This is a genomic window from Comamonas serinivorans, from assembly GCF_002158865.1.
In the GTDB taxonomy this organism is placed as follows: Bacteria; Pseudomonadota; Gammaproteobacteria; order Burkholderiales; family Burkholderiaceae_C; genus Comamonas_E; species Comamonas_E serinivorans.
On record NZ_CP021455.1, the window covers coordinates 1,850,768 to 1,863,896 of the forward strand.

General features: G+C 69.5%; 10 protein-coding genes. 7 read left to right on the plus strand and 3 right to left on the minus strand.

The genetic code is table 11. The annotated features are described in order from the left end of the window. Window positions 1-81 precede the first annotated feature (81 nt). Window positions 82-225, minus strand: coding sequence for a hypothetical protein (locus tag CCO03_RS20165; protein ID WP_157667560.1), 144 nt, complete (start codon window positions 223-225; stop codon window positions 82-84). A gap of 31 nt (window positions 226-256) precedes the next feature. On the opposite strand from CCO03_RS20165, the gene CCO03_RS07865 reads away from it, so the two are divergent. Further along, window positions 257-3,070 (plus strand): ABC transporter permease, encoded by a 2,814-nt coding sequence (locus CCO03_RS07865; protein WP_236904083.1) that lies wholly within the window; start codon window positions 257-259, stop codon window positions 3,068-3,070. A gap of 378 nt (window positions 3,071-3,448) precedes the next feature. On the opposite strand, the gene CCO03_RS07870 is transcribed toward CCO03_RS07865, so the two are convergent. Beyond that, window positions 3,449-4,219, minus strand: a complete 771-nt coding sequence (locus CCO03_RS07870; protein ID WP_087279491.1) for an SDR family NAD(P)-dependent oxidoreductase — start codon at window positions 4,217-4,219, stop codon at window positions 3,449-3,451. 108 nt (window positions 4,220-4,327) lie between these two features. Between CCO03_RS07870 and CCO03_RS07875 the strand changes: the two genes are divergently transcribed. Continuing rightward, a complete protein-coding gene (locus CCO03_RS07875; protein ID WP_087284407.1) occupies window positions 4,328-4,894 on the plus strand; it encodes a TetR/AcrR family transcriptional regulator in 567 nt (188 codons plus the stop codon). A 447-nt stretch (window positions 4,895-5,341) separates the two neighbouring features. Here CCO03_RS07875 and CCO03_RS20060 read toward each other — a convergent pair whose 3' ends face one another. After that, window positions 5,342-5,500: a hypothetical protein gene (locus tag CCO03_RS20060; RefSeq protein WP_169717460.1), complete on the minus strand. Its 159-nt coding sequence runs from the start codon at window positions 5,498-5,500 to the stop codon at window positions 5,342-5,344. 391 nt (window positions 5,501-5,891) lie between these two features. On the opposite strand from CCO03_RS20060, the gene CCO03_RS07885 reads away from it, so the two are divergent. The 5 genes from CCO03_RS07885 to CCO03_RS07905 all read left to right on the plus strand — a co-directional run bounded on the left by CCO03_RS07885 (window position 5,892) and on the right by CCO03_RS07905 (window position 13,124). Further along, on the plus strand, window positions 5,892-6,557 hold the full coding sequence (locus CCO03_RS07885) for a response regulator (RefSeq protein ID WP_087279496.1): 666 nt from the start codon (window positions 5,892-5,894) through the stop codon (window positions 6,555-6,557). Window positions 6,558-6,803: 246 nt separating this feature from the next. Beyond that, window positions 6,804-8,270, plus strand: coding sequence for an ATP-binding protein (locus tag CCO03_RS07890; RefSeq protein WP_087279500.1), 1,467 nt, complete (start codon window positions 6,804-6,806; stop codon window positions 8,268-8,270). Window positions 8,271-8,422: 152 nt separating this feature from the next. After that, on the plus strand, window positions 8,423-8,941 hold the full coding sequence (locus CCO03_RS07895; RefSeq protein WP_087279503.1) for a sigma-70 family RNA polymerase sigma factor: 519 nt from the start codon (window positions 8,423-8,425) through the stop codon (window positions 8,939-8,941). A 10-nt stretch (window positions 8,942-8,951) separates the two neighbouring features. Then, a complete protein-coding gene (locus tag CCO03_RS07900) occupies window positions 8,952-9,944 on the plus strand; it encodes a FecR domain-containing protein (protein ID WP_087284410.1) in 993 nt (330 codons plus the stop codon). A gap of 519 nt (window positions 9,945-10,463) precedes the next feature. Next, window positions 10,464-13,124, plus strand: coding sequence for a TonB-dependent siderophore receptor (locus tag CCO03_RS07905; protein WP_087279507.1), 2,661 nt, complete (start codon window positions 10,464-10,466; stop codon window positions 13,122-13,124). The last annotated feature ends 5 nt before the right edge of the window (window positions 13,125-13,129 follow it).

Consider the following 13,129-nt stretch of genomic DNA (forward strand, 5'->3'; position numbering starts at 1 on the left):
CCTGAATGGCCAGCAAGAAGGCCGCCACCGTCCGGGGCAAGTGGCGGCGTCAGGCCCGGCCGGCGCAGGCTTCTGGTAGCGTCAGCGCCGGATGCGGGCCCTGCCGACCGCCGACCGCGCCGCCGGGTTGGTGACCTGATTCGCGGTGGCCATCAGGCTGGGTGCCGCAGCATGCATTGGGGTATGGCCATGTTGCCGTTGAATATGAATCGGCAGCATGGTCATACTCTGTTTCATTGTTTGAAAGCCGCCTGCCATGCCGAGCCCCGCTCACACCGCCGAATCCGCCCCGGGGTTGCCCACCTCGACCGCTGCGCCCGCGGCGCCACGCGCCCCCAGCGTGCTGGCCCAGGGCTGGCGCGCGCTGTGGCGTGACCTGCGCGCGGGCGACCTGCGGCTGTTGATGGCGGCGGTGGCGTTGGCGGTGGCGGCGCTCACGGCGGTGGGCTTTTTCGCCGATCGCCTGCAGTCCGGGCTGGCACGCGATGCGCGGCAGCTGTTGGGCGGTGACGCCGTGGTGGTGGCCGACAACCCGCTGCCGCCCGAGTTCGAGGCCCGGGCGCAGGCGCAGGGCCTGCGGCTGGCGCACACCCTGAGTTTTCCGACCATGGCGCGGGCGCCGGACGAGCGCGGCGGCGCCAGCCAGCTGGTCACCCTGAAAGCCGTGGAGGCCAGCTACCCGCTGCGCGGTCAGCTCACCCTCAGTGCCGCCGCCGATGGCAGCGCGCCCGAGACGCGGCGGGGTGCCACGGGCACGGCGGCGACCGGCGCGGCCGTGCCGACCGGCAAGGGTGCAGTCGCTGCAGCTGCTCCAGCTGATGGCCTGGCGCAGCCGACCCTGCCAACCGGCGACGGCGCCCCGGAACGCGGCGAAGCCTGGGTCGATGCCAACCTGCTCGACGGGCTGGGCCTGGCGCTGGGCGACGCGCTGTTGCTGGGCGATGCACGCCTGCGCGTGACGCGCGTCATCGTCAAAGAGCCCGATCGCGGCACCGGCTTCCTCAGCTTTTCACCGCGGGTGATGCTGAACCTGGCCGACATGCCGGCCACCGGCCTGATCCAGCCCGCCAGCCGCGTGACCTACCGCCTGGCGGTGGCTGGCCAGGATGGCGCGGGCAACGCCGGCGACGCCGCGGTGGCGCGCTTCACCGGCTGGGTGCAGCAGCAGGTGGATGAGCGCAGCGTGCGCGGCCTGCGCGTGGACACCCTGGACGCGGGCCGGCCCGAGATGGAGCGCACCCTGGGCCGCGCCGACAAGTTCCTGTCGCTGGTGGCGTTGCTGGCGGCCATGCTCAGCGCGGTGGCCGTGGCGCTGGCGGCGCGGGGCTTTGCCGCGCGTCAGCTGGACCACTGCGCCATGTTGCGCGTGCTGGGGCAGTCGCAGCGGCGCATCGCGGGCGCCTACGTGGTCGAGTTCGTGCTGGCTGGACTCGCGGGCAGCCTGGTGGGCGTGCTGCTGGGCTGGCTGGTGCACCTGGGCTTCGTGCAGTTGCTGGCGGGCCTGGTGGCGGTCGAACTGCCGCCCGTGGGGGCGTGGCCGGCGCTGCTGGGGCTGGGCGTGGGGCTGACGCTGCTGGTCGCGTTCGGCTTGCCGCCGGTGCTGCAGCTGGCGCGTGTGCCGCCGCTGCGCGTGCTGCGGCGTGACGTGGGGCAGCTCAAGCCTGCCTCGCTGGCCGTGCTGGGCCTGGGGGTGCTGGGCTTCGCGGCCTTGCTGCTGGTGGTCAGCGCCGACCTGAAGCTGGGCCTGATCGCCGTGGGCGGCTTTGCCGGCGCCGTGGCGGTGTTCGCGGTGCTGAGCTGGCTGGCCGTGTGGGTGCTGCGCCGGACCGTGAACGAGCGCACCGCGCCTTCGTGGCTGGTGCTGGCCACGCGGCAGATCAGCGCCCGCCCGGCGTATGCCGTGGTGCAGGTCAGCAGCCTGGCCGTGGGCCTGCTGGCGCTGGTGCTGCTGGTGCTGTTGCGCACCGACCTGATCGCCGGCTGGCGCGAGGCCACGCCGCCCGACGCACCCAACCGCTTCGTCATCAACGTGATGCCCGATCAGGCCGAGGCGTTTCAGGCCCGGTTGCGCGATGCGGGGGTGCAGCAGTTCGACTGGTACCCCATGTTCCGCGGCCGCCTGGTGCAGGTGAACGACCGGGCCGTGACACCCGACGACTACGCCGAAGAGCGGGCCAAGCGGCTGGTCGACCGCGAGTTCAACCTGTCGAACAGCGCCCAGGTGCCCAGCCACAACCCCGTGGTGGCCGGGGCCTGGGTGGACGAGGAGCCGGGCGCCATCAGCGTGGAAGAGGGCTTGGCCACCACATTGGGCCTGAAGCTCGGCGATGTGCTGCACTTTGACGTGGGTGGCCTGCCGCTGCAGGGGCGCATCACCTCGCTGCGCAAGGTGGAGTGGGGCTCCATGCACGCCAACTTCTTCGTGCTGTTCCCGCATGCGCAGATGCGGATCAGCCTGGCCGAGGGCAGCGCGGGCGTGGTGAGCGCCGGCGGCGGCGCGCCGGCCAACGACGCGGACAGCGTGGACCTGCCCATCACCTACATGGCGGCCTACCGCGCCCCCGAAGCCGGCACGCCGCAGGCGCAAGGCTTCGACAACGCGCTGGTGCGCGCCTTTCCGAACGTGACCAATGTCAACCTGACGGCCACCCTGGCCCAGGTGCAGGGCGTGCTCGATCAGGTCATCGGCGCGGTGCAGCTGCTGTTCGCCTTCACGCTGGCCGCCGGGCTGATCGTGCTGTTTGCTGCCGTGACAGCCACGCGCGAAGACCGCGCGCGCGAGTTCGCCATCATGCGCGCCGTGGGCGCCAGCGCGCGGCTGCTGGCGCGCGTGCAGCGTGCCGAGCTGCTGGGCGTGGGCCTGCTGGCCGGCTTTCTGGCCAGCTGTGTGGCGCTGGGCGTGGGCTGGGCGCTGGCGCGCTACGCGTTCGAGTTCAGCTGGACCCCCGTGCCCTGGGTGCCGCTGGCCGGCGCCGGTGCCGGCGCGCTGCTGGCCTGGCTGGCCGGCTGGATCGGTTTGCGCCAGGTGCTGACGCGCCCGGTGATGCAAAGCCTGCGTGCCGTGACCTGAGGCTGCCAGTGGTTGCTGCGTGAATTGAGGGTATATGCCAGATGCCGTTCTAGGAAAAACGGCAATGGATCGATACTGCGGCCGATCGAGGCGCCATGCCAACGCTTGGTCAAGCCACGCGGATGGGCCACCGAGCCACGCGGTGCACAGCGGTCTGGCTGGCGATCCGCATGGATGGGCGCTCAGTGGGTTGGCGTCACGGGCGCCGGTCGCCCGCCCGCTGTGGACCCGGCGTTGACGTCCACCTTGCGATCGCTACCCAACGCCACCGTTGGCGCCTGTCACGAGCAGGTCGCCGCGCGCCGGCGTGATGCCGCTCTGCTGCCTGCAGAGAACATGGCCGCGTAGGCGGTGTGCAGGGCAGGCCGCTGCGTCCGTTCATCCCTGGTAGCGGGCTGCGGGTTGCGAACACGCGAAATCCGGGACCATCGCCTTGCGTGCGGCCTCGTAGTCGTCCCAACGGGCTGCATCGGTGAGGACAGGCAGGGTGATGGCCTCGCGCCGATCGAAGCCCACCAGCGCTGCGTCGACCAGCGTGCCGACGTCCATCATCGAAGCCAGCCGCGCGGCGTCCACGCCATCCCAGATATCCGTGCGCGTCGCCGAGGGCAGCACCGCCTGGACATACACCCCCCTCGGGCCCAGCTCCAAGGCCAGGCTCTGCGACAGGAAGGTCACGAAGGCCTTGGTCGCGCCATAGACGCTCATGCCGAACTCCGGCGCCAGTCCGACCACCGACGAGACGTTGACGATGGCACCCGCGCCTGCCGCGGCGAACCTGGGCGCGACCGCGCTGGCGAGGCACGCGACGGCGGTGGTGTTCAAGGCGATCAGACGGCCAACGTCCCGTGGGGTTTGGCCGATGAAGCTGCCGCTCAGCGCGGCGCCGGCGTTGTTGACCAGGACCTCGATGCGCGTGTCCTCGCGCAGCCGTGCCTCGACGGCTTCCAGGTCATCGGGCCTGGTCAGGTCGCCTTGCAGGATGTCGATGGTGACGCCTGTGTCCTGGGTCAGCCGCGATGCCAGCGCCTCCAGCCGCGCGGCATTGCGCGCGACCAGCACCAGGTTGTGCCCGCGCCGAGCGAAGCGGTCTGCATACGTTGCACCAATGCCGGAAGAGGCGCCTGTCACTAAAACGGTGGATGCCATGGGTGTGTTCCGAAGAGTGGGGGTGTTTTATTGATGATGACAATCATGAATAAGGTTTAAATATGACAGATATCATGTAAAAGTCAATGCATGCACGGAGAGCCCACGATGAAAGTCAGCCGGGAACAGATGGCGGACAACCGCAAGCGAATCCTGGAAGCCGCGGGTCGGCTCTTTCGCGAGAAGGGGTTCGAATCGGTCAGCGTGGCCGAAGTGATGAAGGCCGCCGGCCTGACACACGGCGGCTTTTACGGGCACTTCAGGTCAAAGGACGACCTGATCGCCCAGGCGCTGACCCAGGCCTACCAGCCCGCAGAGCGCAGTGCGTTCGATTTCGAGACCTTCCTCGGCGGGTACCTGTCCACACGGCACCGAGACAACCCTGCCAAGGGTTGTCCCACGGCGGGCCTGGCCGCCGAAACGCGCCATCAGGGGGCCCAGGCGCGGGCGGCCATGACCGAGGGCCTGCGCCAGCAGATCGCGCGGATCAGCGAAGCGCTCCCGTCAGGCTCTGCCGCTGAGCGCCGCCGCGCCGCCATCGGCAGTTGGTCCGCGATGGTGGGCGCCGTCATCCTCGCCCGCTCGGTCGATGATCCTGAGCTGTCGGTCGAGGTGCTCGAGCAGGTTCATGCGTGGCTTGCGGATGCGACTCGCGACCCATCACGGGCGCCCTAGACAGGCCTGTGCGCGTGTCTGCTGAGGGTCAGCTTTCCCGGCTGATGCGCGAGCATGCGCACCTGGCGCATCGTGGTCTTGCCCAGGAAGTCGCGTCTCCCGACGTCCTGCGGTTCGACGGCCTGGTCTTGAGGCTGAGCCGCATCGACTCGGACGGGGGCGCTGGAGCTGCGCCAGGTTGATGCCTCGGAAAGCGTGGTTTCCAAGCGCCGCATGGGCGCCCAGCGAGCGGAAGGCTGGCCACGTTCGGAAATACCGCACCGGTACAGGTCGACGTCACCTCGGTGATGAACCTGCTGCATCGCGCCTTGGCGAAGGCCAGCGGAGAACCAGCTGCTCGGCGCCCTGGCGAAGGCCAGCGGACTGCGGATTGGATGCATCGGGCAACAAAAAAGCGCCTGCATCAGGCGCTTGGGGCGGCACCGGCGAAGGACTCGCCGGGGTGCATCAGCCTTGGTGCGGGCGTTTGCCGGCGTTCTTCTTGCTGCGCGTGTGCGAGCCGCGCTCCAGGCTCACGCGCTGGCCGGCGCCCTGGCGGGCCTTGGTGGCGCCAGGCAGGGGAGGGGTGGCCTTGCGATCTGCTTCGGTGACGATTTTGTTGCCCATGGTGTAACTCCAGTCAATCGATTGAGAAAACCCTATATTGGGCCACAAAAATCGGCGTTTCGGCGAAACCGGCCGCAGGATGGCTGCTCGTCGCCCGCGTCGGCCGGCCTCCAGGCGCGTGTGACACGCCGGGTCAAGCGGTTCAGCCGGGGCTTGTCCGGGTGCTGAGGCCGTGCGGTGGCGGAGGCACAGGCACCGGCCCGCAGGCTTGCGACGTGTCGCTGCGGCGCGAGGCGCGGCGCGACGGTCCGACTCATCCAGCCGCACGCACTTCCGTGCCACATGGCCCTGCTGCCGATGTGCAGGTGGCAGTACGACTCGCTTGTCGATTGGCCTGAATCGCGAATGCTTGGATACTGCCTGACGCGGCATGCAGGCACAATCCCGCCTCATGAAAATCCTGTTGGTGGAAGACGACCAGATGATTGGCGAGGTGGTGCTGGACACCTTGCGCGCCGAGCAGTGGGCGGTGGACTGGGTCAAGGACGGCGAGATGGCCGAGACCGCGCTGGCCACGGGCGATTACGACCTGGTGCTGCTGGACCTGGGCCTGCCGCGCAAGGACGGGCTGGCCGTGCTGCGCGACCTGCGCGCGCGGCAGGTGCGCGTGCCGGTGCTGGTGGCCACGGCCCGCGATGCGGTGGCCGACCGTGTCGCCGGGCTGGATGCCGGGGCCGACGACTACATCGTCAAGCCCTACGACATCGACGAGCTGCTGGCACGCATCCGGGCGCTGGTGCGGCGGGCCAGCGGCCGGGCCGAGCCCAGCTACAGCTGGGGCGACGTCCGCATCACGCCGGCCACGCGGGAGGTCACGGTCAAGGGCGAGCCGGTCAGCCTGTCGGCGCGCGAGTGGGCGGTGCTGGAGCCGCTGATCGCGCGGCCGGGCCGGGTGCTTTCGCGCCCGCAGCTGGAGGAGAAGCTGTATTCGTGGCGCGACGAGGTGTCGAGCAACGCGGTCGAGGTCTACGTGCACGGCATCCGCAAAAAGCTCGGGTCCGGTCTGATCCAGAACGTGCGCGGCCTGGGGTACCTGGTGCCCAAGGAAGAAGCGTGAGGGCAGGCCTGGGCTGCGGGCCGTGTCTGCGTTCGCGCCTGCACGGCGCCCTGGGCGCCCCACCGTGCCGCGCTGGTGTCGGTCTTCCAGTCCGTGCCCGTTCTGTCGCCCGCCGGCTGGCCGCAGCCGCATGCGGTGGTGTGACGCCGGCCTGGGGCCCCTCTGGACTTGCGCCGCGCCGCCCCCATGTGTCTGGCTCCGAGGTGTGCCTGCATGCCCGCATCAAGCAGGATGGTGTTGCCGAGTATGGCCAAATTCCCGATCAAACTTCAACGGCATTCGGCTGATACTGCGCTGCAAGATGCAGCCGTGTCGGCCTGCGCGGCCGGGCGCGAGGCCGACGCCGACGAGCTGAACGCGCCCTCGCTGCGGCGGGGCCTGCTGTGGCTCATCGTGCTGGTGGTGCTGGTGGCGGCCAGCGTGCAGGCCATGGCCGTCTACCGCGTCGCCTTGAGCGAGACCGAAGCCGTGTTCGATTCGCAGATGCAGCGCATGGCGCTGTCGCTCAGCGGCGGCCTGGCCACGGCGGTGTTCGACGACAGCGAGGTGCCCGAGGGCCAGCGTGCGCAGGACTGGATCGTGCAGATCTGGCGCGCCGACGGCACCATGCTGTACCGCTCGGCCAGCGCGCGCCTGCTGCCGCAGCAGACCGTGCTGGGGTTCTCCGACGTGCGCGCCCACAACCAGCGCTTTCGCGTCTACGCGCTGCAGACCCCGCTGCAGGTCATTCAGGTGGCGCAGACCGAGTTGTCGCGTCGCGAGCTGGCCAGCAAGCTGGCGCTGCGCACCATGGCGCCCGTGGCCTTGTTGATGCCGCTGTGCCTGCTGCTGGTGTGGTGGGGCATTGCACGCGCCTTTGCACCGCTGGAGCGCGCCCGCGCCAGCTTGGCCAAGCGGTCCCTGGCCGATCTGTCGCCGCTGCCGCGCGACGGTTTGCCGACCGAGGTGCAGCCCTTGCTGCGCGAGGTGAATGGCCTGCTGACGCGGCTGGACCTGGCCTGGTGCACGCAGCAGCATTTCGTGGCCGACGCGGCGCACGAGCTGCGCTCGCCATTGGCCGCGCTGCGCCTGCAGGCGCAAAGCCTGCAGCGTGCGCAGGCGCCCGAACAGCGCGAGCTGGCCATGCTGCGCCTGATTGCCGGCATCGACCGCGCCACGCGCATGGTCGAGCAGTTGCTGACCCTGGCGCGGCAGGAGGGGGCACACATCAGCCCCGTGGCGCAGACGCCGTTCGATGCCACGGCCACCTGCCAGCGCGCGCTGGCCGATCTGGAACCCCTGGCCAAGGCGCGGGGCATCGCGCTGCAGGCCGAAGCGCTCGACGCCGTGCAACTGGTCGGCCACGTGGAGGGCTTTGCCTCGCTGGTGCGCAACCTGCTTGAAAACGCGTTGCGCTACACGCCCGAAGGCGGCGAGGTGCGGTTGATGCTGCGCCAGGGCGCCCCGCTGGCCGATGCGGCGGGCGCTGCGCCCACGGCGGCTACCGCCAAGGGCGTCACCTTGAGTGTCGAGGATTCGGGCCCGGGCATCGCGCCCGAGGAGCGGGAGCGGGTGTTCGACCGCTTCTACCGCGTGCCGGGTTCTGCGCCTGGGGGCACCGGCCTGGGCCTGGCCATCGTCAAGGCGATCGCCGATGGCTTTGGTGCCCAGGTGCGGCTGGGCCAGTCGCCGGCCCTGGGCGGGCTGCAGGTGCAGGTGGCGTTTCCCCTTTGACCCGCGCATGGCAGCTCGCCACCAGTCGCCAGGGGGATGGCACGCCCGGGTGAGCGGCGGGCTCACCAAGGCGGTTGATATAATGAGAATCATTATCATTTAATCCCGACTGCGGTATTCGCGCGGCTCTGGGAGGGACGAGGAAGGGCATCGTGGGAACCGCTGAGCTGGCGCTTTCGCAGCGCGTCGAGGTGCTGTACACCGACCACCATGGGTGGTTGCGTGGCCTGCTGCGCCGCAAGCTGGGCAACGCCTTCGATGCCGCCGACCTGGCGCACGACGTCTACCTGCAGCTGATGCGCACCGGACGGGTGCCGCCCGCCGGCGAATCGCGGCGCCACCTGACCCAGATCGCCAACGGGCTGGTGATCGACCTGTACCGCAGGCGCCAGATCGAGATGGCCTACCTCGAAGCCCTGGCACTGCTGCCCGAGCCCGTGGCGCCGTCTGAAGAGACGCGCGCGCTGGCGGTCGAGGCCCTCATCGAGATCGATGCCGCCTTGCAGAGTCTGCCGGCCAAGGCGCGGCAGGCATTGCTGATGAACCGGCTGGAGGGCCTGGCGTACCGCGACATCGCGACCGCGCTGCGGGTGTCGGTGTCGTCGGTCGAGAAGTACATCGCGGCGGGCTTGCTGGCCTGCTACGGCGCGCTGCATGGCCCCCGGCACTGACGCACGCACCATGCGGTTTCCCGTGGTTGATGGCCAGGAGACCGTCGATCCCGCCATCGCGCAGCAGGCGGCGGTGTGGATGGCGCGGCTGTGGGCCGACGATGCGACGGACGCCGAGCGCTCGGCCTGTGCCCGCTGGCGCGCCGCCCACCCGCACCATGAGCTGGCCTGGCATCGCCTGCAGGCCTTCGACGACAAGCTCCACAGCGTGCCGGGCGGCATCGCCCGCCATGCGCTGCGCGAGCCGGCACCCCAGGCCTATGTGAACCGGCGCCGCGCCATGCAGGTGGTGGCGCTGACGGCGGTGGTGGGGGGCACGGCCTGGGTCGCGCGCGGCACCGAGGCCTGGCAGGCCGCGCTGGCTGGCCACCGCACAGGGACGGGCGAGGTGCGCGAAGTCGTGCTGCCGGACGGCAGCCAGGTGGTGCTGGCGTCGGGCGCTGCCCTCGACGTGCGCTTCGACGCGCACGAGCGCTTGCTCGTGCTGCACGCGGGCGAGGTGCTGGTGACCACGTCGCCCGATCCGGCGGTCGTGGCCCGGCCTTTGCGGGTGCGCAGCCCCCAGGGCACGGTGGAAGCGCTGGGCACGCGCTTCACCGTCCGCCTGCATCCGGATCGCGCGCAGGTGCAGGTGTTCGAGGGGGCCGTGGACGTGCGGCCCGTCCATGCGCACGGTGCCCCGGTTCGCCTGCGGGCGGGGCAGGGCGCCTCGTTCTCGGCCGACAGCGTCGCGGCCGCGGTGCCGGCAACCGAGAGCGCCACGGCCTGGACGCGCGGGGTGCTGGTGGCGGATGACATGCGCCTGGACGAGGTGCTGGCTGAAATCGGCCGTTACCGGGCCGGCCTGCTGCGCTGTGACCCTCGGGTTGCCGGCTTGCGGGTCAGCGGCGTTTTTCCGCTGCGCGACACGGATCGGGCCCTGCACAACCTGGTGCTGGCCTTGCCCGTGGCGGTGGTGTTGCGCACGCGGTACTGGGTGACGGTGCAACCTGCCGCCGGTTGAAGCGGGCTGCGCCGGGTCGGAAGGCTGCGGCGTCGCTGAACCCCTGCAGCGCGGTCCCCCACCGGGGTCTGCGGGCAGCCAGGGCAGGGCAGCGGCAGGGGGACGCAACCCAGCGCCCCGGTGAATGGCCGACCCCCATAAGCCCAGCCAACCGCGCGGCGTCGCGTCGCCCTGCGCCATGGAGCGCGCTACAGCTTCCCGACAGGCTGCAGGGTTTGCCGGCCATCGAGCAGCGCTGGGAACCAGGCGTTTTCCTGCTCGGCCTGGCCATGCATCACCTCTCGGCTCAGGCAGGCCAAGTGGACTGGACATGACCAGCAGTATGACTGCATTACCGATGACCATGAAACGAGAAGAAAACCATACTCCATCACACGTTGCACACGGCATGCGCTGCAGTCTGGCATCGGGCAGTGCTGAGGTGTTTCAACTTGAAGCAATTTGGGGTTGAGGGTTTGGCGGTTTCGTTCGGAAGACAAATGACAGCCCATTTCATCTTCCGCTTTGAAAGGAATCCGCATGGCGACACGCCATTCCCCAGCCCGCGCCGGCCACCGGCGACCTCACGCGGTGGCCCAGCCGTTGTTTGCCCACAGCCACACGGCGGCGGCCGTGCGCCTGGTGTTGTTGACCGGTTTGACGGCGGGCCTGCTGAGCCTGTCCATCCCGCCTGCCCATGCGCAGTCGGCGGCGCAGCCGGGCGCGGTGCGGCACAGCTACAACGTGCCTGCCGGCACGCTGGGGCAGGCCCTCAACGCATTTGCGGGCGCCGCGGGTGTCGAACTCACGGTGGATGCCAGCGTGCTGCAGGGCCTGCGCAGCCCGGGCTTGTCGGGCAGCTACACGGTCTCCGAAGGGTTTGCCGAGCTGCTGCGTGGCCAGGACCTGCAGGCCGTGCGTGCGGCCAACGGCAGCTACACCCTGAGCCGCGTGCCGCAGCACCCGTCCCAGGCCAGCCCCGCAGGCGGCGCGGCCGCCGACACCTTGCCCGTGGTGACGGTGTCGGCGCAGGCCGACCGCAGCAGTCCGGTGAGCGAGGGCACGCGGTCCTATGGCATCCGCGCAACCTCCACCGCCAGCAAGCTTGACCTGTCGCTGCGCGAGACGCCGCAGTCGGTCACCGTGATCACGCGCCAGCGCCTGGACGACATGGGGGCGCAGAACCTGCATGAGGTCATGGGCGACGTCACGGGCGTGGTGGTGAGCGTGACGGACAGCGAGCGCGTCAACTACGTGTCGCGCGGCTACTCGATCAGCACCTACCAGGTCGATGGCGTCAACGTGAACTACGCCAACGGCTACACGCGCCTGGCCACCGATCCGGCGCTGTACGACCGCATCGAGGTGCTGCGCGGCGCGGCCGGCCAGACCATCGGTGCGGGCGACCCCAGCGGCACCCTCAACCAGGTGCGCAAGATGCCCACCTACACCTTTGCCGGCAGCGCCGGCGTGACGCTGGGCAGCTGGAACAACCGCCGGGGCGAGATCGACCTGAGCGGGCCGTTGGCGTTCGACGGCAAGATCCGCGGCCGGGTGGTGGCCGTCAAGCAAAAAGCCGATTCGTTCCGCGATTGGTACACCACGGACAAGCAGGTGTTCTACGGGGTGCTGCAGGCCGACCTGGGCGAGCGCACCACGGTGACAGCGGGCTACACCCACCAGGACCCCGACAACGCCGGCGCCAGCTGGGGCACGGTGCATTACTGGCTCTCGGATGGCTCGCTGGCCAACGTGCCGCGCTCGTTCAACCCGGCGGCGCGCTGGAGCCGCTGGAACCTGAAGGAGCAGCAGTCCTTCTTGCGCGTGGACCACCAGTTCAGCGACGACTGGGGCCTGCGCCTGTCCTACACCGACGACAAGCAAAAAGGCTACGGCATGCGCTGGTTCGGCGGCGCCGGTTACTTCCCGAATGCCGATGGCACCGGCAAGTCGGCCTGGTATGGCGGCGGCGACCACCATGCCGATGGCGCGACCTGGGACCTGGACCTCAAGGGCCGCTTCAAGCTGCTGGGCCGCGAGCATCAGGTCAATTTCGGCTACCACCACCAGACCTACACGCAGCACTCGCTCGCGGGCACCGATGTGCTGCCCGCCGACTTCTTCACCGACATCCCCGATTGGCGGAACTGGGACGGCATCGTGCCCGAGTACACGCGCAACTACCTGGGCTATGACTCGAGCCGCACCAAGGGCAAGCAGTCGGCGTTCTACGTGTCGAGCCGCCTCGCCATCACCGACCCCTTGTCCATGGTGGTGGGCGCGCGCCTGAGCGACTGGTCGCAGGATGCCTGGACCTACGTCAATGCCACCGGCCAGTACAACCGCACCGGCTACCGCAACAAGAACGTCGTGACGCCCTACCTCAGCATGCTCTACGACGTGAACCGGAACCTGACGGCCTACGCCAGCTACACCGACGTCTTCAAGCCGCAGAACTACCGCGACTTCAACGGCAACTACCTCGACCCCGTCAATGGCAAGCACTACGAGCTGGGCCTCAAGGGTGAGTTCTTCGACAAGGCCCTGAATGCCTCGGTGGCGGTGTTCCGCAGCATCAAGGACAACGAGGCCGAAATCGACGACTCCGGCGCGCTGCAGCCCGGCACGTTTGACCCGGCGAACCCGCCCGCGGGCTACAACAATGGCGGCTACCGCGTGATTCCCGGCACCGAGGAAGCGGCCTACCGCAGCACCGGCAAGGGCAACCGCATGCAGGGCATCGAGCTGGAGGTGCAGGGTGCGGTCAACCGCGACTGGAACCTGGCGGCCGGCTTCACGCATGTGCAGATGAAGAACAAGGATGGCCAGGCGATCAACCCGCACCTGCCGCGCAACACGCTGCGCCTGCGCACCACCTACCGCCTGCCGGGCGACTGGAGCCGCCTCACGCTGGGTGGCGGCCTGAGCTGGCAAAGCATGACCTACGCCAACGTCAACGGCGTGCCCACCGGTCAGACCGGGGCCGATGGCCGCGCCATCACCGAGTCGCGTCGCATCGTGCAGAACGCGTTCTGGTTGCTGAACCTGTCGGCGCACTACCAGTTCAGCCAGAACCTGTCGGCCAGCCTCAACATCAACAACGTGCTCGACAAGAAGTACTACTCGCGCGTGGGCTTCTACAGTGGCGTGACCTGGGGTACACCGCGGGACATCCGCTTCAACCTGCGCTACACCTTCTGAGACCA

Excerpts from the sequence above, each read along its gene's own strand:
- CCO03_RS07885 (WP_087279496.1), top strand. The coding sequence starts at position 5,892 with ATGAAAATCCTGTTGGTGGAAGACGACCAGATGATTGGCGAGGTGGTG.
- CCO03_RS07870 (WP_087279491.1), bottom strand. The coding sequence starts at position 4,219 with ATGGCATCCACCGTTTTAGTGACAGGCGCCTCTTCCGGCATTGGTGCA.
- CCO03_RS07865 (WP_236904083.1), top strand. The coding sequence starts at position 257 with ATGCCGAGCCCCGCTCACACCGCCGAATCCGCCCCGGGGTTGCCCACC.
- CCO03_RS07900 (WP_087284410.1), top strand. The coding sequence starts at position 8,952 with ATGCGGTTTCCCGTGGTTGATGGCCAGGAGACCGTCGATCCCGCCATC.
- CCO03_RS07905 (WP_087279507.1), top strand. The coding sequence starts at position 10,464 with ATGGCGACACGCCATTCCCCAGCCCGCGCCGGCCACCGGCGACCTCAC.
- CCO03_RS20165 (WP_157667560.1), bottom strand. The coding sequence starts at position 225 with ATGACCATGCTGCCGATTCATATTCAACGGCAACATGGCCATACCCCA.
- CCO03_RS07875 (WP_087284407.1), top strand. The coding sequence starts at position 4,328 with ATGAAAGTCAGCCGGGAACAGATGGCGGACAACCGCAAGCGAATCCTG.
- CCO03_RS07890 (WP_087279500.1), top strand. The coding sequence starts at position 6,804 with ATGGCCAAATTCCCGATCAAACTTCAACGGCATTCGGCTGATACTGCG.
- CCO03_RS20060 (WP_169717460.1), bottom strand. The coding sequence starts at position 5,500 with ATGGGCAACAAAATCGTCACCGAAGCAGATCGCAAGGCCACCCCTCCC.